At 38.9% G+C, this 20734-nt stretch carries 18 protein-coding genes; 10 read left to right on the top strand and 8 right to left on the bottom strand.

Going from position 1 to position 20734, the window contains the following annotated elements:
* Positions 1 to 167 precede the first annotated feature (167 nt).
* On the bottom strand, positions 168 to 1592 hold the full coding sequence (locus AC6BKE_RS15225; protein WP_499857145.1) for a tetratricopeptide repeat-containing diguanylate cyclase: 1425 nt from the start codon (positions 1590 to 1592) through the stop codon (positions 168 to 170).
* A gap of 312 nt (positions 1593 to 1904) precedes the next feature.
* Here AC6BKE_RS15225 and AC6BKE_RS15220 point away from each other — a divergent pair, with 312 nt between their 5' ends.
* On the top strand, positions 1905 to 3740 hold the full coding sequence (locus AC6BKE_RS15220; protein WP_499858313.1) for a multicopper oxidase family protein: 1836 nt from the start codon (positions 1905 to 1907) through the stop codon (positions 3738 to 3740).
* A gap of 52 nt (positions 3741 to 3792) precedes the next feature.
* Here AC6BKE_RS15220 and AC6BKE_RS15215 read toward each other — a convergent pair whose 3' ends face one another.
* On the bottom strand, positions 3793 to 5043 hold the full coding sequence (locus AC6BKE_RS15215) for an MFS transporter (protein ID WP_101966311.1): 1251 nt from the start codon (positions 5041 to 5043) through the stop codon (positions 3793 to 3795).
* 198 nt (positions 5044 to 5241) lie between these two features.
* On the bottom strand, positions 5242 to 6120 hold the full coding sequence (locus AC6BKE_RS15210) for a LysR family transcriptional regulator (protein ID WP_340810803.1): 879 nt from the start codon (positions 6118 to 6120) through the stop codon (positions 5242 to 5244).
* A 125-nt stretch (positions 6121 to 6245) separates the two neighbouring features.
* Here AC6BKE_RS15210 and AC6BKE_RS15205 point away from each other — a divergent pair, with 125 nt between their 5' ends.
* The 4 genes from AC6BKE_RS15205 (at position 6246) to AC6BKE_RS15190 (ending at position 11339) form a co-directional block, all read left to right on the top strand.
* The gene (locus AC6BKE_RS15205) at positions 6246 to 7430 is read left to right on the top strand and encodes an MFS transporter (protein WP_058845079.1); all 1185 of its coding nucleotides are present in this window, start codon (positions 6246 to 6248) and stop codon (positions 7428 to 7430) included.
* A 389-nt stretch (positions 7431 to 7819) separates the two neighbouring features.
* Complete coding sequence (locus AC6BKE_RS15200) at positions 7820 to 9577, top strand: ABC transporter ATP-binding protein (RefSeq protein WP_058845078.1); 1758 nt, start codon at positions 7820 to 7822, stop codon at positions 9575 to 9577.
* Between the two features lie 14 nt (positions 9578 to 9591).
* Positions 9592 to 10269, top strand: coding sequence for a response regulator transcription factor (locus tag AC6BKE_RS15195; RefSeq protein ID WP_089933202.1), 678 nt, complete (start codon positions 9592 to 9594; stop codon positions 10267 to 10269).
* Positions 10266 to 11339, top strand: coding sequence for a sensor histidine kinase (locus AC6BKE_RS15190; RefSeq protein ID WP_499857143.1), 1074 nt, complete (start codon positions 10266 to 10268; stop codon positions 11337 to 11339). Before AC6BKE_RS15195 ends, AC6BKE_RS15190 begins: the two co-directional genes overlap by 4 nt.
* A gap of 26 nt (positions 11340 to 11365) precedes the next feature.
* Here the strand turns inward: AC6BKE_RS15190 and AC6BKE_RS15185 are convergent, their stop codons facing one another.
* Entirely contained in the window at positions 11366 to 11953 is a 588-nt protein-coding gene (locus AC6BKE_RS15185; RefSeq protein ID WP_036118504.1) for an NAD(P)H-dependent oxidoreductase, read from the bottom strand.
* Positions 11954 to 12073: 120 nt separating this feature from the next.
* On the opposite strand from AC6BKE_RS15185, the gene AC6BKE_RS15180 reads away from it, so the two are divergent.
* Both AC6BKE_RS15180 and AC6BKE_RS15175 read left to right on the top strand, forming a co-directional pair.
* Positions 12074 to 12511 carry a MarR family winged helix-turn-helix transcriptional regulator gene (locus tag AC6BKE_RS15180; RefSeq protein ID WP_036118507.1) on the top strand — a complete coding sequence of 146 codons (438 nt, stop codon included), beginning with the start codon at positions 12074 to 12076 and terminating at the stop codon, positions 12509 to 12511.
* A gap of 446 nt (positions 12512 to 12957) precedes the next feature.
* Positions 12958 to 13764 carry a YqcI/YcgG family protein gene (locus tag AC6BKE_RS15175; RefSeq protein ID WP_089933212.1) on the top strand — a complete coding sequence of 269 codons (807 nt, stop codon included), beginning with the start codon at positions 12958 to 12960 and terminating at the stop codon, positions 13762 to 13764.
* On the opposite strand, the gene AC6BKE_RS15170 is transcribed toward AC6BKE_RS15175, so the two are convergent.
* The 4 genes from AC6BKE_RS15170 to AC6BKE_RS15155 all read right to left on the bottom strand — a co-directional run bounded on the left by AC6BKE_RS15170 (position 13711) and on the right by AC6BKE_RS15155 (position 17737).
* On the bottom strand, positions 13711 to 15024 hold the full coding sequence (locus AC6BKE_RS15170) for an amino acid permease (protein ID WP_036118515.1): 1314 nt from the start codon (positions 15022 to 15024) through the stop codon (positions 13711 to 13713). The two genes, AC6BKE_RS15175 and AC6BKE_RS15170, sit on opposite strands and share 54 nt — an antisense overlap.
* A 16-nt stretch (positions 15025 to 15040) precedes the next feature.
* On the bottom strand, positions 15041 to 15976 hold the full coding sequence (locus tag AC6BKE_RS15165; RefSeq protein WP_036118518.1) for an arginine deiminase family protein: 936 nt from the start codon (positions 15974 to 15976) through the stop codon (positions 15041 to 15043).
* 495 nt (positions 15977 to 16471) lie between these two features.
* Entirely contained in the window at positions 16472 to 17500 is a 1029-nt protein-coding gene (gene splB / locus AC6BKE_RS15160) for a spore photoproduct lyase (RefSeq protein WP_058845073.1), read from the bottom strand.
* Positions 17501 to 17512: 12 nt separating this feature from the next.
* Entirely contained in the window at positions 17513 to 17737 is a 225-nt protein-coding gene (locus AC6BKE_RS15155) for a transcriptional regulator SplA domain-containing protein (protein ID WP_036118524.1), read from the bottom strand.
* A 177-nt stretch (positions 17738 to 17914) separates the two neighbouring features.
* On the opposite strand from AC6BKE_RS15155, the gene AC6BKE_RS15150 reads away from it, so the two are divergent.
* The 3 genes from AC6BKE_RS15150 (at position 17915) to AC6BKE_RS15140 (ending at position 20601) form a co-directional block, all read left to right on the top strand.
* Entirely contained in the window at positions 17915 to 19288 is a 1374-nt protein-coding gene (locus AC6BKE_RS15150) for a TldD/PmbA family protein (RefSeq protein ID WP_499857140.1), read from the top strand.
* Between the two features lie 67 nt (positions 19289 to 19355).
* Positions 19356 to 19475, top strand: a complete 120-nt coding sequence (locus tag AC6BKE_RS15145; protein WP_499858311.1) for a PmbA/TldA family metallopeptidase — start codon at positions 19356 to 19358, stop codon at positions 19473 to 19475.
* A 4-nt stretch (positions 19476 to 19479) separates the two neighbouring features.
* The gene (locus AC6BKE_RS15140; RefSeq protein ID WP_342545252.1) at positions 19480 to 20601 is read left to right on the top strand and encodes a TldD/PmbA family protein; all 1122 of its coding nucleotides are present in this window, start codon (positions 19480 to 19482) and stop codon (positions 20599 to 20601) included.
* Positions 20602 to 20734: the final 133 nt, after the last annotated feature.

Genomic DNA, 20734 nt, shown 5'->3' with positions numbered 1-20734 from the left:
CTGCTTTCTTTCCTCATACCACAACATTATACAACAATTTTGTACTGTCGTGTTTCCTAATTTCATATATTGTACGTTGCTAGAATAACGTTTTCAAATGATTGGTATAGCGAATTTTTTTCCATTGAAAAATTCCTATTCAACCAAGTAAATAGGAATGCGTAAATTTATGATAGTTCGCACAGAACATAGCTGGCACGGCCATTATCTTTCGCTTCGTACAAACAGCTATCTGCTCGCTCAAACAACTCTTTATACTGATAATTTTGCTGATCGTTGACACAAGCACCCATACTCACCTTTAACGGATAGCTTTGATGCTCTTGTTCTAGCTTTAAAGTGAGTAAATAAGCATGCGTGTTGTTGACAAGTGTTTTGATATAGTCCTTTTGTTGATGCTTGATACAAAGGATAAATTCATCTCCGCCATACCGAATAATTTTCACATCTTCCTTCTGTAAAAAGTTCTTCAAGCCCTTGGCTAAAAGCTGTAAAGCCATATCCCCAAACAGATGACCATGCATATCATTAAACAATTTAAAATGATCAATATCTAGTACCGTAATACACACATATGATTGCGTCATTTCGGCTATGTTTAACCATTCATGTAGCTCATGATCCAAAAAATGACGATTTAACACGCCTGTTAATGGATCATAATGGGCTTTTTTCTCAAGCTTCTCCTTTTGACGCTTAAATTCCAAATTCATGACTTGCTGTAGTAAATTCGCAACACTCATTTTTTCTGTAAGATCAATATATTCACGCTGTACATCAAAAATTTCATCCCGCCAATTCAATTGATACAATACATCTAACAGTAAACGCATGACTTTTTTCGTTGTCGGTTTATCCCCGTAGGATTTAGCAAGCTCTACAGCCTTTTTATAATAGGGGACGGCTTCTTCAAACTTTTGCTGCTTTTCATATAAAAAGCCATAGCCAAACAACGCAGCTACTTTTTCGCGTTTATGCTGATGAATAATGTCAGAGGATAACGTATTGTCCAGCAAGGCCTTCCCCGTTTTAAAATCCCCTTCTAAAATATAAACATCTGCTAAATTATTATTAATACGAATATCATGTAATTTTGCAAGATCGGGCATTGTCTTAGATAAGGACTGATTATATGTTCTAGCTAAAAGCCCTGCTTGAAGTGCTTCCTTCGTACAGCCCTTCTCCACCTCTAAATAACATAAATTATTATGACACCGAACAAGCATGATGGCGTCCTGCAACTCTTGTGCATAGGCGATCGATTTCTTCGTCATCTCTACTGTTTTTTCACGTATGCCTACCAAGTCATAGATTAAAGACATGATTAAATGATAATGCATTAAATCTTTGCTAGAACCATATTTTTGACAAATCGCCTCATAATCATGCATAAGACTGACCATGCTTAAGGTGTCACCTAAAGAATGGTGAACTAGTATTTTTTGATAGTACAAATCCAATACATATGCATAATTTTTGCTCTCTAATGCGACTAAAAGACCTTGATCCGCTAGTTTTAGTGCTTCCGTTAAAAACCCCTTCGTGCGCATTTCCATAATCGTTTTATTTAACTCTTCTAATGTTAATTTCACCGTTTCACCACTTCTCCAAGCCCTATACACTTTGTGCTTTCTCAATTATAAGGTATATTTATTCACTCCGTCCGCCCTTTTCATTAGATAACCAACTATTTCCTGCATTTCAAAATCTCTTACTAGGTCCAACCATCTTTTTCTTGTGCTACACCTTCAAAATGAATCATCGCTTTCCATTCATAGTTGTCGTTAAATTTTTATGCCTTCACACACTTTTCTCCATCATTGTCCCCGTTACCTATTGTTTTTACCCATATGATGAAATAATTAGCCATTTTAAGTATTGAAAAAGGACGTGATGTTGTGAGTATGCAAATTAACCCTTCTGATCCAGCAACTATTCCAAAATTTGTAGATGAACTTCCAAAACCAATGACAGCTAAACCCAAATATAGTAGAGGGCAACAAAAAAATGATTATTACGAATTAGTCATGATGGAAGGCGAGCACCGTTTTCATAAGTATTTCCCCAAAACATACATTTGGGGCTATAACGGGCTTTATCCAGGACCGACCATTGAAGCTACTAAAGACAAAACCATTTATGTGAAATATAAAAATCAGCTACCCTTACAGCACTTTTTGCCCGTAGATTTTACACTTCATGCCGCCAACGATTCTCAAGAGGTAAGAACCGTCACTCACTTACATGGCGCCAATGTGGATTGGGAGAGTGATGGTCATCCAGAAGCATGGTACACAAGAGACTATCGGCATACTGGGCCAAAATTTAATAAGGAAATACATGAATATACAAATCATCAGCCTGGCACTACCATGTGGTATCATGACCATGCAATGGCCTTAACACGTTTAAATGTCTATGCAGGATTAGCAGGCTTTTATTTACTGAGAGATGCACTTGAGGAACGCGCTAATTTACCATGTGGAGACTACGAATATCCGGTTTTAATACAAGATAAATCCTTTAATGAGGATGGTTCGTTGTTTTATCCTGATGAACCACCATTCCCAGTCCCCGTTCACCCCTCTATTACACCTGGTTTTGTTGGTAATACAATCGTAGTGAACGGAAAATTATGGCCTTACTTAGATGTAGAGCCACGTAAATATAGATTTCGTTTTCTTAATGGTTCCAATCGGAGGGGCTATGTTATCAGCCTGTCAAATGGTCAGCCAATGTTTCAAATTGGTACAGATGGCGGTTTCTTATCCGCCCCCCAACTGATCCAATCTGTCGAGTTGTTGCCAGCAGAACGTACAGATGTGATTATCGATTTTTCAAACTGTGCGGGACAGGAAATCACCTTAATCAATGCGGATACAGATTTCAGTAATGAACACACAAATGTCATTATGCAGTTTAGAGTCACAGTACCTTTAAAATGTGAAGATACAAGTGATATTCCTGAAAGGCTAGCCGTTACGATGGATCTCCATACACACCATGCACATATTGAAAGACAACTGCCCTTGACAGCTACAACTGATGAATTTGGACGCCCTATGTTATTATTAAATGACCGTATGTACCATGACCCAGCAACAGAAAAACCATCTTTAGATAGTGTGGAAATATGGAATTTTATTAATGCTACACCTTTTCTTCACCCTATTCACTTACATCTCATTCAATTTAAAATTTTGGAGCGAAGACCCTTTAATCTGGAACTTTATCAAAATGAAGGCATTATAGAATTCACAGGGCCACCTGAGGAGCCACGTGACTATGAGCGAGGCTGGAAGGATACAGTGAAAGCTGATGCAGGTAAGGTAACGAAAATTATTATGCATTGGAAAGATCATATTGGTCATTATATGTGGCATTGTCACTTCCTTGAGCACGAGGACCATGATATGATGCGGCCAATCCTCGTCATGAAAGACGTCCATGCAGTCCAGCAGCCACATGCTGCCATCGAACATCCAGCACAACATCAAGAAGCGACTGCTACAACAAATCCTACTGAAACTACCAATACTACACATCATAACGAGTCTCCAGCACCGCTATTAAACGCCATAGCACAGGAGGAAGAGAGTGCGGCTCCTACGAGTGAAAAGGAATCGCTGGCTGTCCATGTAGGCAATAATGCACAGTTTAGTCCACCACTTCTCTTCCCATTCTTGCCTACGCAGGCTCCTACTAACAGGCAGAGGCGTCATAGAGCGAGAAGATTTTAAGCTTTACAAAGAAAACTACCATTAAAAAGGTGGTTTTCTTTGTTATAACAAATCATTTAGTCTCAAATCGCCATACTCTGTTCGTTATGAACGCTAACAATAGTACACATACAGCTATCATGAGAACAGGTATATAAATCCTACCTTGAAAGACCTCGAACAACATACCATACCCTATTTGCCCAAGTGGAGCCATACATTGTGATACTGCCATCATAATTGCCATGACCTTCCCTAATTTATCATTTGGTGTTTGCTTTTGGACAAGGGTCATCACGTAAATGGAAATGATCGTCATCATCATCGCAATCACAACGGCACACCCAATAAAGATGCCGTATGAAGGATAATAGCCTACTAGCAACATTCGAGGCAACACAGCCATCGCCATAGGAATGACTAATAATGCCGACAGCAACACCCAAATGTAGAGGTTGTGAATACGAAGCTTTTGTGCAAAATAGCCCATCGTTAATGCTCCTAAAATGGTTGCCAAATCAATGATACCCATACCTATTCCATATAATGCATCACTACTTTCCATTGTGACGCGAAGGATAATCGGCACGCCCACAACAAAAAGCGGTGTCAATAATAAATTCAATAAAGCAGCTAGTAGCGTGCATTTTAAAATAAATGTTTGCTTCACGACATAGGTAAAGCCTTCTTTCATATCCTTCATTAATATTTGCACCAAATGCCCATCGTAGTCTCGCTTTATAAAGGGAATCGTCATAAACATTTCTACAATAGCTGTAAAGAAGAATAAAAAACCACTTACAATGACCAGCATTTTTAGGCCGAGCACACCATATAAAATTCCCCCTAGTACAGGTGCAGTCACACCTGCCAAAGCCTGCACTCCGTTGACAATGCCATTGGCTTGTTCTAGTTTCTGTTCACTAACCAATATAGGGATACTAGCCATTACGGCTGGTGTATACATTGCACTGACAAGTGATAACAGTACCATAACAAACCCTATCGATAACACGGAATGATTGTCTGTCAGTAACACGAAAAAGAAAATAAAGACAATAGCACTACTGATAAAATCAAATAGGACCATTAAATTACGTCGATTGAATCGATCTGCTATAGCACCACCAAATGGCGTAAGTAAAATAGGTAGGCATGAAATAGCAAAAAGCAAAGCGAAAAGATCTGCGCGTCCTGTCATATCTAACACAAAAAGTGACAAAGCAAATCTTAAAAGTGCAGAGCCCAAAATAGAAATAATTTGCCCAACTACCATTATAAAAAAATCTTTCGAATAGCCCTTTTCTGTTATTGTTATTTCCATTTAATGACCACCTCTTCAATTTATTAGACCGACTGTCGGTCATTATTTGTGTAAAAAAAGTGTAGGCACAAGTGAAACTTTACACGCTTCATATCTTGCCCTACACAAATTAGACTGACTGTCGGTTTATAAATAGTATATGTAATCTCACCAAAAAAAGGAACTTTATTTGGCAATTTATCTTCTTAACCGTTTGCTTCAAGCCTTGAAATATTCTTTAATTTGTTTAATAAATGCTGTTGTTGCTTGGCTGACATAGCGATCTACTCGGTAAATGATAGACAAGCTACGGCTAGGTGCTCCATCTGAAATACATATACTACACAAAGTAGGATCATTTATTTGTTGGATTAGATGGTATGGTTGCACTGTCGCACCAATATTGGCACGGACAAGATTCATAATCGACGTGACAGAGCTTGTTTCAAGAATAGAATGAAGCTGAAAACCATGTTTTTTTACAGCCTCCTCTACAATCTCTCTGCCAAAGAAGCCTTCTGGATACATCACCATAGGCAGGCCTTTCAATTCAGCAATGGTGATAGCGGTTTGATTCGCCAATGGGTGCTCCTGTGAAACGGTCAGCACATACTCCTCTCTACGTAAAGGAATGATTACCAAACGATCATCTGGCTCCACATTCGTCCCAATGCCAATATCCACTTCATTTTCAAGAACCTGCCGCATAATATCAATAGAAGCCAGTATCTTCAATTTTACTTTCGGAAATTTTTGATGAAAGTCAATGACAAGCTGTGTAATCCGATAATCTAAATCAGATGGCATAATGCCAACACTTATTTGTCCTCTTTGCAGCTCCTGTAAATCATTGATAGCATCTTTAACATTTTGTAATGTTGTGAGCATTTCCGTAGCATAGCTAAATAATAGAGAGCCAGCCTCTGTTACAACAATCTTTTTTCCAATCCGATCAAACAATGGCATACCTAACTCGTCCTCAAGCACGCGTATTTGCTGACTTAATGTTGGCTGAGAAATGCCAAGTTTCTCAGCAGCTTTTGTAAAATGTAACTCCTCACAGACTGCCATAAAATAGTGTAAATGACGTATTTCCACACCGATCACACCCAATCATAGTTTTTATCTATTATTGTAATAGTAATAATAGTATTGTTCAATCATCTTGGTTGGTATAGACTTCAATTTGAACTTACTATGAATTGTATCGGAGTTGAAATAACATGAATGCAAAGCAAACAATTATACCCATTATCGCTATTATTTTAGCTTCATTTAATTTACGTCCTGTGATTACTTCGGTCTCACCTTTGTTAGGCATCATCCGCGAATCTTTACATATGAGTGCGGCTACTGCAAGTTTATTAACATCTTTAGCTGTGCTATGTATGGGCTTGTTTGCTCCTTTTGCGATACAACTAGCCAATCGTTGGAGCATTGAGAGAGCCATTGCTTACTCCCTTATTCTTATTGGACTAGCAACAGCTGCAAGATTTTTTGCTTATTCTGCCTGGGTGATGCTAGTTACGGCTTTTTTATCAGGCATTGGTATTGCTATAGCGGGTCCTTTATTATCGGGCTATATTAAGGAGAAGTTTTCGAATCCGTCTCGTGTAATCGGTCTTTACTCGTTAGCACTTGTTGTAGGCGCTGGACTTGGTTCAGGGCTTTCCATACCATTGAGCAATCTCTTTCATTCATGGCAAGCTTCTGCCGCTTCATGGGCTATACTTGCCCTGATTGCTTTAGTCTTTTGGTGGAAACCAGTCGAACAAAAATCAGGCGCTGCTAAACCATCTAGTACTGGTATAAATGTGAAGCACATGCTAACGAATCAAAAGGCTTGGCTTTTAACAGGCTTTTTTGGTTTAATGGCCTTCATGTTTTATACCATAATGGCTTGGTTACCACCAATCGCTGAAAATATGGGCTACAGCAAACACGATGCTGGCATGATGCTGACACTATTAACCGTCGCCCAAATGCCTGCCACGTTTTTAGTGCCTATCTTAAATAATCGTTTTCAGCATCGAGCTGTATGGCTAATCAGCAGTTCATCATTAGAATTAATTGGGTTATTGATGCTACTGTTTTCTTATAATCCTTGGTTAAGTAGTATGTTGATTGGCATTGGTGCAGGTGGGCTATTCTCATTAGGATTAACATTACCTATCGATGAGGCCAAGGATATGAGCGAGGCAAGCTTCCTGGCAGCCATGACACAATCAGTTGGTTTCGTATTCGCTGCCCTGGGTCCATTTTTTGTTGGTCTAGTACGAGACTTCACAGGCAATTTTTCAGTTGCGATTATTGGCATGATTATCATCGTTCTAGCTATGGTCCTAATTCAACTAAAAATTGGCAATCAGAATCAACCTCATATCCATATGAAAAAGACGACTTCCTAGCAAGGTAGGTCGTCTTTTTATTTTTGAATCGTTTGTTGGCCTTCATTAAATGGGTACCTCTGCAATTCATATTGCATCTACATAAATATGAAAATTAGCGAAACCGCCAAGGAAATGTTGATTTATCGTATCGAATAGATTAAAGAAATTTTATAAACTGATTTAAAAAGCTATGAGGAACTTTTACAAATTCAACTAAAGCTTAGAACCTATCGCTTGCTTGGGAAGTCTTGCTACCATGATGAATGCGCAGACTAATAGCAAAAGATGATGGTGACATCACCTTTTTTAATGACGATTCATTTCATATTCAGTTCATAATCGCATGCTATAGTAAAGCCATAGAAACGAAAAACATTGTTTTCGAACAATGAAGGAGGCTTATTTCTTTGCAAGAGACATCAAAAGATACGACAAAACAAAAAGATTGGCGACGCTTTATACAATTAATAAAACGGGCTGAGCCGCCGATTTGGCTACTCGTCATCGCTTTAGTGATGAGTTTAGCGACAACGGGTGTAGGTTTTATTGTTCCATTATTTACAAAACAATTAGTGGATGGCTTTTCTTTAGAATCACTTAATTATTGGCAAATCATTGTGCTAGGTATTGCCTTTATCGCACAAGCTGTTGCGAGTGGCTTATCTATTTACTATTTAAATCGAGTTGGTCATCATGTTGTAGCAAAATTACGCGATCAATTATGGAGAAAACTGCTACACTTACCAATCCCCTATTATGATGAACATGATACAGGGGAAACCTTGAGCCGTGTTACAAATGACACAGCTGTTGTGAAAGAACTGATTACAGAGCATTTAGCAAATTGTTTATCTGGTGTTATTTCGATTATTGGTTCGATCATCATTCTGTTATTTTTAGATTGGAAAATGACGTTAGTGATGCTGATTGCTGTACCACTGGCAATGGTCATTTTAATGTTGCTTGGTCGACGCATGTTTGTCATTTCAAAAGGTATGCAAGATGAGACAGCGAAATTTACGTCTGTATTGAATCAAGTTTTACCCGAAACACGTCTAGTCAAGGCTTCCAATGCTGAACAAATTGAATATGCGCGTGGAAAAAAAGGTATTTCTAATCTCTTTACATTTGGCTTAAAAGAAGCAAAAATCCATGCATTGATTTCACCGCTTATTTCATTTGTGCTGATGTCTGTGCTTGTAGCTATTATTGGCTATGGCGGTGTCCGTGTTTCCTCTGGGGAGCTGACGGCTGGCGATATGGTGGCATTTATTTTATATTTAATCCAAATCATTATGCCAATGACGCAATTGACAATGTTCTTTACTCAACTGCAAAAAGCAATGGGTGCAACAGAACGTATTAGTGCATTGCTTGAACATGAAGAGGAACATATTGAAGAAGGCTTAACAGTTGAAAAAGTAAATCAACCCATTTATGTTAAAAATGTCGATTTCTCTTATGGGGAAGAACCTATTTTATCTGATATAAACTTCACGATTGAACCAGGCAAAGTAACAGCCATCGTCGGGCCAAGTGGTGGTGGTAAAACAACTACATTTTCACTGTTAGAAAGATATTATCAGCCGACGAGCGGTAGTATTACGCTAGGAGATATACCAATAGAAACATTCTCACTCCATTCTTGGCGCAGTCAAATTGGCTATGTGGCGCAGGAAAGTGCCCTATTATCAGGAACGATTCGAGAAAATATTTGCTATGGTATTGAGCGAGATGTGCAAGATGATGAGCTAGAAAAGGTAGCCAAAATGGCCTATGCCGATCAATTTATTAACGAGCTGCCAGATAAGTTTGATACAGAAGTTGGAGAACGAGGCATTAAGCTTTCAGGAGGACAGCGTCAACGTATCTCTATTGCAAGAGCGCTTTTACGTAATCCACAAATATTAATGTTAGATGAAGCAACATCGAGTTTAGATAGTAAGTCAGAAATTTATGTACAAAAAGCATTAGACAACTTAATGGAAGGTCGCACAACATTGGTTATTGCGCACCGTCTATCAACAGTAGTAGATGCCGATCAAATACTATTTATTGAGAAAGGGCATATTACAGGATGTGGTACACACGAAACGCTCTTTGAAACACATGCTATGTACCGTGAGTTTGCGATGCAACAATTACGTATTAAAGAGGATGAATAAAGGGGTTTGTTGAGATGACAAAACTATTAGTGGTGGATGATGATGCACATATTCGAGAATTAGTAAAAGTCTTTCTACAAAATGAAGGCTTAGAGGTGATCGAGGCTATGGACGGTGTGGATGCACTGTCCCAATTAGCCACTGAAAAAGTGGATATGGTCATAATGGATATTATGATGCCCAATATGGATGGCTGGGCATTATGTGAGGAAATACGTTCATTCGATACAGACCTCCCTATCCTGATGCTGACAGCGAAGGGCGAAACTTCTCAAAAGGTCAAAGGCTTTCATTTAGGGACAGATGATTATCTCGTGAAGCCATTCGAGCCAGCCGAGCTAATCGTGCGTGTAAAATCGATTTTAAAAAGATATCGCATTTCTCTCTCTCAGGTTGTCGAAGCAGGTAACGTCAAACTCAATCGCCATACACATGAAGTAGATATGAATGGACAGACTATTCTACTTCGCTTAAAGGAGTTCGAGCTTTTATTTACCCTAGCCAGTTATGTTGGTAAAACCTTTTCAAGAGAACAATTAATTGAAGAAATATGGGGCTATGACTATGAGGGAGATGAGCGAACAATCGATGTTCATATTAAAAGAATACGCGAGCGTTTTCCACAAGAGCTGAGTGGCTTTGTCATTCGCACTATTCGTGGTCTTGGCTATCGTTTGGAATTAATGTTATGAGAAAACGAAGATTCCTTGTAAGATTGGCAATGGTCTTTTGCCTGTTCCTCATTGCCAATACTGTATTTGCTTTTATTGCCTATCACGCAACCACTTGGCTGTATGCTCGATTAGGGACAGAGCCCCATGGTTTCTGGCTACAATTAGGCACGGTAATTGGTGTATTTGTACTCTTTGCCTGTTCTGCAGCAATTATCTTTTTAATTGGACTGAACCGACAACGTAACTACTGGGATAAAATCGTTGATGCATTAAGTCGCATGGCAAAAGGTGATTTTGATGTCCAGTTAGACTTGAAAGCAGATGAAAAAGACCAATTTGGACAATTAATCCATGGCATCAATCATATGGCCGTTGAATTAGGTGAACTTGAAAGAATGCGTCAAGAGTTTATTTCAAATGTCTCTCATGAAATTCAGTCACCTTTAACGTCTATTAATGGCTTTGCGAAGGCACTTAAAAATATTAATTTGCCCGAAGAAAAGCGTCAGCATTATTTAGACATTATTGAATTGGAAAGTAATCGTTTATCAAAAATCAGCGATAACTTACTCAAACTAACATCCTTAGAATCACATCACCATCCCTTTGAACCTAAAAATTATCGGCTTGATAAACAATTACGCACTGTTGTCCTAGCTCTTGAACCGAATTGGCTAGCCAAACAGCTTGACTTTGACCTCCATCTTGACAATATAAGCATCACAGCAGATGAGGATTTAATGAATCAAGTCTGGATGAATTTGCTAACGAATAGCATTAAATTTACACCTGCTAAAGGGACCATCACATTGTCTATGAAGAAGCAATTAGATTCGATCTCTGTCATTATTCAAGATTCTGGCATTGGTCTAACAGAAGAACAACAAATGCATATTTTTGAAAGGTTTTATAAGGCTGATCAATCACGAACATCGGCTAATGGTGGCAGTGGCTTAGGATTAGCCATTGTCAAAAAAATTATTGATATGCACCATGGAACTATTGCTGTGGAGAGCAAGCTCGCTGAATTTACAAGCTTTTTGGTTACAGTGCCCATCGATAGTACATCAGCTCGTGCAAACGACTAAAAGCGGTCTGCACGAGTTATTTTTAACTAGTAAGCAACTTTTCTAAAATAGTGATATACTTTATCCAATTTTTGCTGCTGTTTCCCCTTTTTACTTTCCATATTTCCAAACTCAAAAAACTTTACTTTTTTCATCCCAACAAACTTAAACAATGCTCTCTTCATTAAAATTTTATGCGCATTATTCAACCATAAAAACGGATAATTGGTTGGTCCCTTCATCGTCGACACACAAACAACCGACTTCCCTTTTAAAAGTCCCTCTGGAAATAACCCCTTTGTATCCCGATAAGCAAAGTTAGCTGCAAACAATTGATCAATATAACCTAACAACATTGCTGGCGGTCTTCCCCACCAAATCGGATAAACAAATACAAGCTGATCCGCCCAGGAAAGCTGTTGTCGATATTTTTCCAATTTCGGATCCTGATACATATCACGACGTCGTTTATGCTCATGGAAAATTAAACGTGGATCAAATTCCTCTTCATATAAATCTAGTATCTGTATTTCTTCGATGGCAGGATTCTCTTGACAACCCTTTAATACTTCCTGTAAAAAAGCATAATTTAAACTTTTATGATTTGGATATGTATAAATAATTAACGTTTTCATCATGTGCCCTCCAATTACTTATCATTTGATAACAAAATAATAAACCATCCCTTTTTAGTTGTCAAATGATAATTGTTTTAGGACAAGTTATTTGTTATCTTGTCAGTAGAGGTGATCCCATTGAATAAAAGCACTTTATTTCATCAGTTTGTATCATTCACAGCCACAATCCATCAAGTGACACATGATCTCACACAAAATGTAACCACAGCTAATATCACACCGCTTCACTATAAAATTCTTGAATATATTAAAGTAAGCCAACCTGTCACACCAACCGAAATCAGTGAATGTCAGCACATGTCCTTACCGAATACAAGCCGTGAATTACGAAAACTACAAGAACGCCAATTAATTGAAAAATTTAGCGACACAGAGGATCGAAGAAAGCAATATGTACGCCTGTCACCCGAAGGTGAAAAAATGATGGCAGAGGCATTCGCCTGTATTGAGGAACGCTTTTTAGCGCTTATTCAGCATGCCACATCGGATGATTTAAAGGACATCCAGCATGCCCTAACCATCCTTGAGCAAAAGGTCTTTCAACAAAAAGACTAAGCCTCGATTGTGTGTTAGCGGCTTGAATCACTCTTTCTGAGGTTAGAGTCGCTCTTAACGTTGATTTAAGCGCTCTCTTGGCTCATACTGCCCATTCTTTGACTCAAAGCGCTCACCCTGGACTCAACACCGCTCATCCCTTTACTCGAGGCGCTCTCTTTTGGCTCAATTCCACTCATATCTTTGCTCGAAGTGCTCTCTTTTGCTTCAAAATCGTTCTTTCCTTTGCCCGAAGCGCTCGCAACAGCCCAAACCTCTGCAAAAAACGATGATTTTTAGCTATTTCCTTAATCAAAGCAATCCCTTAACTAAAAATTGATTATTGATGATTTACCTTAAATCTTTAAAAATCTCCTTAAAAAGAACATCCTTGCACACTGCACAGAGTCGTAACCCATTTGCTTTTTCTTTAATAGAATAAATGTGAGTAAAAGGAGGAGTTTCCAGTGGAAGTAGTCGTGTTTGATCGGAAGTGGATTGAGGAACATTTGGAGACATTGCCGTTGTGGCAACAGTCAGCCTATACTGACTTTGCTGCCACAATTGCCGATGAAGGGAATACGTTTCCTTGTGTACCAGCCAGAATGGGGTTTTTATCGAACCATTTACGCTATAGCTTTATAGGGGATCCACGGGAGGAGCAATCGATTCAGATGTTAGCTGAATGCTTAAAGGAATATGGGAACACAGCAAGATCTTTTGGAAAATATACAACGCTCACGGTGTTCTTTCATACCCCTCATGATATGCTTGATAGCTATAAGGTGGCGGATTACCAGCAATTATTTTGGTCCATTTTAAACAATTTAACCAATATGGATGAGTTGGATTGGCCTGAGGCAATACCGACAAATCCAGACCATCATGAATGGGAGTTTTGCTTTAATGGAGAACCCTATTTTATTTCTTGTGCAACACCAGCTCATCAATTGCGGAAGAGTCGTCACTTTTCTACTTTGCTAATGGCTATTCAGCCACGTTGGATATTTGACGATATAAACGACGCTACTGCATTTGGACGAAAAATCAAAAAACTTATCCGCCAGCGCATCGCAGAATATGACGAGATTCCAGGGCATCCAGATTTAAAATGGTATGGTCAAGAGGATAGCTATGAATGGAAGCAATATTTTTTAAGTGATGACAATCATAGTCCATCCGAATGCCCTTTTTTACGGATGTCACAGGAAAATAGGACATTACGCAATGTTTTTTTGCCTTTTCACAACGATCCAGGTCGCCACACCGATTAGGACAATAAAGAGCAGGCTCACGCAAAAACCGAGTCTGCTCGTTTTTTCGCCTAAAGTACCAGACACGGTTACAGCAATAAGCAACATGCCAAGACTGTTCTTAATTTGCTCCCACCTCGATAGCTCCATTAGCTTTCTATATGTTATTAAAATAAAGAGCCAATTATAGATCAACATTAAACCTGCTGCCGTTATCAAATATTCAAAGATTTTTTCGGGCATCAAAAAACCAATGACAATCGTAATTACTAAGCCACTTGTTAAAAATAAAAAGGCAGGAAAAGGAATTTTCATCTTCCCCTTTTTTGCTAAGATGGCAGGCGCATCATGATCCTCGGCAAGTGTAGTGAGAATGGTTATGACCGCGTAAAGCGAAGCAACCATGGTTGAAAAACCAGCAATGATTAAAACACCGTTAAAAATATCTGCCACAAAAGGGATATGATAACCTTGAAGCGCTGTAATAAAAGGACTTTCATCTATCGAAAAGTCTTTCCAGGAAACAAGTGCCAACGCAAGCGCAATAGCCATGATAAAAATAATAGTAATGACAATGAGCATAATTCTCCCTGCTTTTGGCGCCTCTTTTGGATTTTTTAAATCGATGACCATTAAACCCATCACCTCAATTCCACCATAGGCATAAAATGCATAGAGCAGGCCAAGCCAAATTCCTTTGATTCCTTGTGAGAAAAATCCTTCATAATTTGACTGTAATGATTCGATTGGAGCTGATTGTGTAGCTCTTATGATGATGATGATCGCTACGATAATAAACATGACAATCGCAGCGGCTTTTAATGCCCCAAAAATATTTTGAAAGTTTTCAAAGCCCTTCATGCCAGTAAGAATGACGACTAAGCCAAGGACAGCATAAATCGATGCAGCAACCCAGAGTGGCAACGCTGGGAACCAAAACTTCGTAAATATACCGAGTGCCATCAGCTGGCTACCCATGATTAATAGCTCGGAAATTAAGTACACCCAGCCATTACTAAATCCTGCCCATCGCCCAAAAGCCTGCTTGGCATAAGTACGGAAGGAGCCTTTATCAGGGTTTTCCACAGACATTTTGACAAGTGCCTCATACACAATATACGTACATATAGCTGCTAACAAAAAAGGAATGAGCACAGCCGGTCCACTTTTATGGATGGCCATACTTGTCCCAAGAAAAAAGCCTGTTCCCAGTGTACAACCGATACCGAGAAGCGAAAGTTGCCACCAAGACAACCTTCCTTTATTTGAAGTAGAAGTCATGTTTATCAGTCCTTCGTTACGTTCTTACCAATGGCAATGTCATACAACGAATGCCACCGCCACCCTTTTCAAGCTCTGTGACGTCGACTTCAAGCACGTTCTTTTTCTTTAGAAGTGGATGCGCCAAGAATTGCTGTTTCGTCGCCTGCTTGCTAATCAATAGTGTTTCTGGATTAAGGTTGATGAAATTAATATCTGGTATTGTCTTATAGGTGTCACGCCAGTAAACATCAAAACCATGACGCTTTAAAAATGGCTCAATCATGTCGAAACGGCTGCTTTGTGCTGTCAATACCTGTACAGGAAAAAGGCGCACAAAGCTTTTAGCGATGACCAAATTAACGTTCACAACATTACAATTCATATCTAAATGCAGTGTGTCATTACTTTTCGGTAAATCAATAACGGCAATTTCCGAAAATCCCTCTTGAAAAATGCTTTCTTTTATCTTGTCGATGGCCTCTAATGTCGTTCTCATTCCGAGATTAATGAGCACAGCATCCTTGTTTAAAATCAACAGATCACCACACTCAAATGAATGAAGTGCTTGCGACTGTGCCGTAAATTGTTGAGGAAACCATTTCTCTAAAAGGGCATGGGCTAGAGGATATTCTGGTCTCCTTAATGAGCTCCCAGCCCTTCCAGGTAAAAGTCGATTACCAATGACACAGGCAAGATCACGCACAAAATAACGATTTATAAGCTGTTCACTTAACAATTGCTGCTCATGGGCTAGCTCATTTGCATAATCTAGAACCTTTACTCCAGCGTTTTCTAAAATTGTTTTGAGTGCTAGGAAATTGTCCATCGCCTTATTATGGTTGACTGTATCACTCCATCCAACCTGCTCCGCTATTGTGCTATCTGTTACATCTACTATCGAAGGTGCACAAAGCATCACAACCTTCAGTTCGTCATATTCAGACCAACAATTTACTTGAAATGAATCCATCCAGTACTCTCCCCTTCTTATTCAATCTCTGTTAGCGTTACCATTGACATTTAGATTATACAAACACAATAAATAAGAAGGATTTTCTAAATAAATATAGAGGGCATCAACCAATCTTTTTTACTTAGTTCCGTTATCATCATGTTAAATAGTGAAAACGTAGTGTTATGGCAAGAGAGATATAATGGTGGTTGGGGCTTCCAGGTGACTTGATGGAATTAGTGGATAGCTTAACAAAGGAGAGAGACCAGAAGAAACAGGACTAGCCAGCACAGATTTACAGTTAATCTTAATTTTTTCTGGACCTGATTACTATCTAATGGCGATGAACTTTACCCTGTAACTGCCGTTTAGTTTACAAGAATACTACAGATGATTTAGTCATTAATTACCGTGAATCAGAGACAATGTGGTATTTTTTCATTATTGGATTTATCAGATGATTTAACATACACAAATAATAAGTTAGAGAGAACACATTGTTCCCTCTTATTGTCATGTAAAATATTCTAATTTTGCTTGAGGAAAGAATTTTTGCATATAGCCATACAAGTGTTCCTTTATATCTTCCTCTTCTTCTTTTTGATAAATATATTTACCAATCCCATATTTCCCCCATTTATACCTTCTCACTGTTTCGTCAAGTTCTAGCTTCGTCATGGGATAATTTTTTTCAATTACGCGTTTGGCAGGCTTTGTAAAACGATGTTGAATAAACTCAAATGTGATGTCGTCACGTACATCCTTTGGCAATTCCGCATCCAAACGCTCAAACATCTCATAGTAGCCCTCCTGCCAGCCCTCATGAAGATAGATTGGGGCAACAATAAATCCAAGCGGATATCCAGCCCTTGCCACTTTCCCCGCAGCCTCTATACGCTTCACTAATGGTGATGTTCCTGGCTCAAAATGTTTAATGACATAATCAGCATTGACGCTAAAGCGGAACCTCGTTTTACCATTATGTTTGGCATCCAATAGGTGATCTACGTGATGGAACTTCGTCACAAATCGTAATTGGCCTAACTCACTTTGTCCAAAATGTTCAATAGCGCGCTTCAACGTATGTGTTAAATGATCAATCCCTACAATATCTGAAGTACAGGATGCCTCAAAGCGTGTGATATCAGGAGCTCGTTCTGCCATATAAAGATCTGCTTGCTCTAAAATTTCATCAACATTCACATACGTACGAATATAAGGTTTGCTGCCCATTGTTGTTTGTAAATAACAATAATGACAATGCCCCATGCAGCCTGTTGCAAACGGAATCGCATACTCTGCTGAGGGCTTAGATGTATCAAACTTTAACGTTTTTCGAATACCTACTACTAATGTCGATTTCGCTACTCGATACTTTTGAAAATCATTGTCGCCAGGAAGATTTCTTACTTGATTGTGCGAAGTCGTATAGCGAATTTCAATCCCCATTTGTTCAAATTTTTCTTTTAGCTCCTGACCTAATGGATACTGGAGCGCATCAGGCTCAAAATAGACAAGCTGAGGGATAAACGGTTTGATCATAGTAGCCCTCCCTCAATGAAAATACTGATGATAGGCTTGCTCAGCCGCCATCTCGCTTGAAAAAATTAACATATCATTTGAAATTGGATAATATGTTTCAAATAAAAATAGAGCCAGCTCCTCTGGTTGCTCTGGATGATAAACTACTGCGGCTTCCTGTATATTCGCTACATCCTGAATATGAGGATTCCGATAAAAAATATAAACGATATCACCGACATTATATGGTTGTTGCATTTCTTCACCTTCCTCTTTCTTTCCGTTAGTGTGGTGAAATGATTAGAGAAATATGTCATAAAAAAATTTTTTAAGTACTATACATAATTTTATGTGACCATAACTTCAAATCTGAGAAAATAATATAATACAGAATTTTTTAACTATTTGGTACAAACAAGAAAAGGAGGAAGATATATGATTAAACAATCCATTATTGAAAATGTACTTGAAGCCGCGCTAGCAACTGGTGGGGATTTTTCTGAAATTTTTATTGAAGATAAATATGTAAATGACTTTGTCTTACAAAGTGGCAAGATTGAACAAAGTATTTCTGGGCGTGATTTTGGAATCGGCATCCGTGTTTTTTCAGGACTTCAAAGCATCTATACTTACACCAATGATTTTTCTGAGGAAGGTTTACTAGCAGCAGCAGAACGTGCAGCCCTAGCCATCAAAGGTGGTGGATCGGGTACCATTCACCCTCTTCACAAAGAAATCATCACGCCTATTCATCAAATTCTCCACATGCCTCGTACAGTGGAGCACACAAGAAAAACAGCGGTCATGCGACAAGCAGACGCTATTGCAAGACATTATGATCCTCGGATTCACCAAGTAAAAGTTCGATATCTTGATGAGCAACAAAACGTCCTGATCGCAAATTCAGAGGGTAAATTTGTAGAGGATACGCGAGTTCACAGTAGACTTAGTATGCAAGCTACGGCTACAGAAGGGACTGAAGTACAAACAGGATTCTATGGCCCAGGTGCACATGCAGGCTTTGAATTTATTGAAAAGCTAGACCTTAACCATTATGCAGGAGAAGCTACACGTATCGCTGTCACAATGCTTCACGCAGATGAATGTCCAAGCGGTAAATTCCCTGTCATTATTGATAATGAATTTGGTGGTGTCATTTTCCATGAGGCTTGTGGACATGGCTTAGAAGCAACTGCTGTTGCCAAAAACAATTCAGTCTTCGCCAATCGTATCGGTGAAAGAGTCGCCCCTGAAATTGTTACATATATCGATGATGGCACACTACCGAACGAGTGGGGCTCTCTAAATATTGATGATGAAGGAGAAAAAACAAGGAAGAATGTTTTAATTGAAAATGGTATTTTAAAGGGCTACTTAATCGATAAATTTAATGCTCAGCCCACAGGCTCTTCTCGTCGACAATCCTATCGATTTAATCCTACATCACGTATGACAAATACGTATATCGCACCAGGCACATCGACACCAGCCGATATTATCTCATCGACAGAGTATGGTATATATGCAAAATATATGGGAGGTGGACAAGTTTCCCCTGCTACTGGCGATTATAATTTTGCGGTAATGGAGGCCTATATCATCAAAGACGGAAAAATTGAACGCCCTGTACGTGGCGCGACACTCATAGGCAATGGCGCAAAAACATTGCAGCTTGTTGATCGAGTAGGTAATAATCTCGCCCATGGAGCAGGTATGTGTGGTTCACTTAGCGGGAGCCTTCCTGTCAATGTAGGTCAGCCAATGATACGCGTAAGTGAAATAACAGTTGGTGGAACGAAGGGGGAATAATTGATGAACATTGCTAAATTTCAAGAAAAACTATTAGACAAGGCGCTAGAAGCCGGCTTTATAGAAGCTGAGGTTAAATAAATCTATTGGATGCACGCTCTACAAGGGCGAGATTGATAGCTACGAAACATCTGAAGACGGAGGTCTAAGTCTACGAGGACTTTACAACGGAAAAGTTAGACGATGATTCGATTTCCTTTTTAATCAATAGCGCCAAAGCAAATGCAAACATACTTGATGAGGATGAGGGCATAGCTATTTTTGATGGTAGCTCTGAATACCCATCTTATGAATATTACAATGAAGAATTAGAGACTATCGGAATTCCAGAAAAAATAGAGCTTCTTCGTTCCATCGAAGAAAAGATTCGTGCATACGATTCACGCATCATTGCTCTTGATTATTGTTTACTGCAAGAATATACAGCTGAACGTTCATTAGTAAATAGTAAAAATCTTGACTTATCACATAAAGAGAACGGCTTAGTGATTTTCCTCTCCACAGTTGTAAAGGAGGGTGAAGAAATGAAAACAGGCCGTTATTTGAAAATGACACGTGATTTCCATTCTCTTCATGTTGATGATATTGCAAAAGAAGCAGCTGAGGAAGCCCTTGCCAATTTAGGTGAAAAATCGATTCCAGGTGGAAAATATCCAATCGTTTTCCGCTCTGATGCATCAGCCTCTTTATTAGACACTTTTATGCCAATACTATCAGCTGAAAATGCTCAAAAAGATCAATCTCTATTAAAAGGAAAAGTCGGACAAAAAGTGGCATCAGAAGCAGTTACATTGCTGAGTACGCCATTCCATCCTGCCGCATTGTCTGGAGCAAACTTTGATGGTGAAGGTGTTGCAACAAAAGAGCAGGAAATTATTTTAGAGGGTACACTCCAAACACTTTTGCATAACAGGAAAACAGCTAAAAAGGATAACTGTGAAACAACAGGGCATGCCCATAAAGATTCTTACAAAGGAACGTTAACGATTGCGCCCCAAATTTTATATATTTCAACTGGCGAGAAATCTCTTGATGAGTTAATTCACTCGGTTAGTAACGGGGTATTTATTACTGAATTATCTGGGCTTCACTCTGGTACGAATACGGTTACAGGTGATTTTTCAGTCGCTGCAAAAGGGTTTCATATTCAAAATGGAAAAATTGCCTCCCCTGTTAAGCAAATGACAATAGCCGGAAATTTTTTCGAGTTCTTAAAAGATATCAAAGAAACTAGCTCTGAGCTTTACTTCCTGCCAAAAGGCTATGGCTCCTCTTCGCTACTTGTCAAGGAACTTTCAGTGACAGTGGAATAAAAACTAAAAAGTAAACACTTCTATAGTTCAAGCCATAGTATATGATATTTCTCGGCAATTCTATTGTCTATAGTCACGTCAAACACCTCTGATTCAGTTGGCAAAATGAAACTGATGATAGAAATCCACAACC

The sequence above is a fragment of the Lysinibacillus sp. COL-1 genome, from assembly GCF_059814265.1.
Note: the sequence above shows the minus strand (reverse complement) of the source record. Positions and strands in the feature narration are given on the sequence as shown.

Bases quoted from the DNA above. Each gene is read 5' to 3' on its own strand.
- AC6BKE_RS15220 (WP_499858313.1), top strand. From the start codon at position 1,905: ATGCAAATTAACCCTTCTGATCCAGCAACTATTCCAAAATTTGTAGAT.
- AC6BKE_RS15215 (WP_101966311.1), bottom strand. From the start codon at position 5,043: ATGGAAATAACAATAACAGAAAAGGGCTATTCGAAAGATTTTTTTATA.
- AC6BKE_RS15205 (WP_058845079.1), top strand. From the start codon at position 6,246: ATGAATGCAAAGCAAACAATTATACCCATTATCGCTATTATTTTAGCT.
- AC6BKE_RS15195 (WP_089933202.1), top strand. From the start codon at position 9,592: ATGACAAAACTATTAGTGGTGGATGATGATGCACATATTCGAGAATTA.
- AC6BKE_RS15190 (WP_499857143.1), top strand. From the start codon at position 10,266: ATGAGAAAACGAAGATTCCTTGTAAGATTGGCAATGGTCTTTTGCCTG.
- AC6BKE_RS15185 (WP_036118504.1), bottom strand. From the start codon at position 11,953: ATGAAAACGTTAATTATTTATACATATCCAAATCATAAAAGTTTAAAT.
- AC6BKE_RS15170 (WP_036118515.1), bottom strand. From the start codon at position 15,024: ATGACTTCTACTTCAAATAAAGGAAGGTTGTCTTGGTGGCAACTTTCG.
- AC6BKE_RS15165 (WP_036118518.1), bottom strand. From the start codon at position 15,976: ATGGATTCATTTCAAGTAAATTGTTGGTCTGAATATGACGAACTGAAG.
- splB (WP_058845073.1), bottom strand. From the start codon at position 17,500: ATGATCAAACCGTTTATCCCTCAGCTTGTCTATTTTGAGCCTGATGCG.
- AC6BKE_RS15155 (WP_036118524.1), bottom strand. From the start codon at position 17,737: ATGCAACAACCATATAATGTCGGTGATATCGTTTATATTTTTTATCGG.
- AC6BKE_RS15150 (WP_499857140.1), top strand. From the start codon at position 17,915: ATGATTAAACAATCCATTATTGAAAATGTACTTGAAGCCGCGCTAGCA.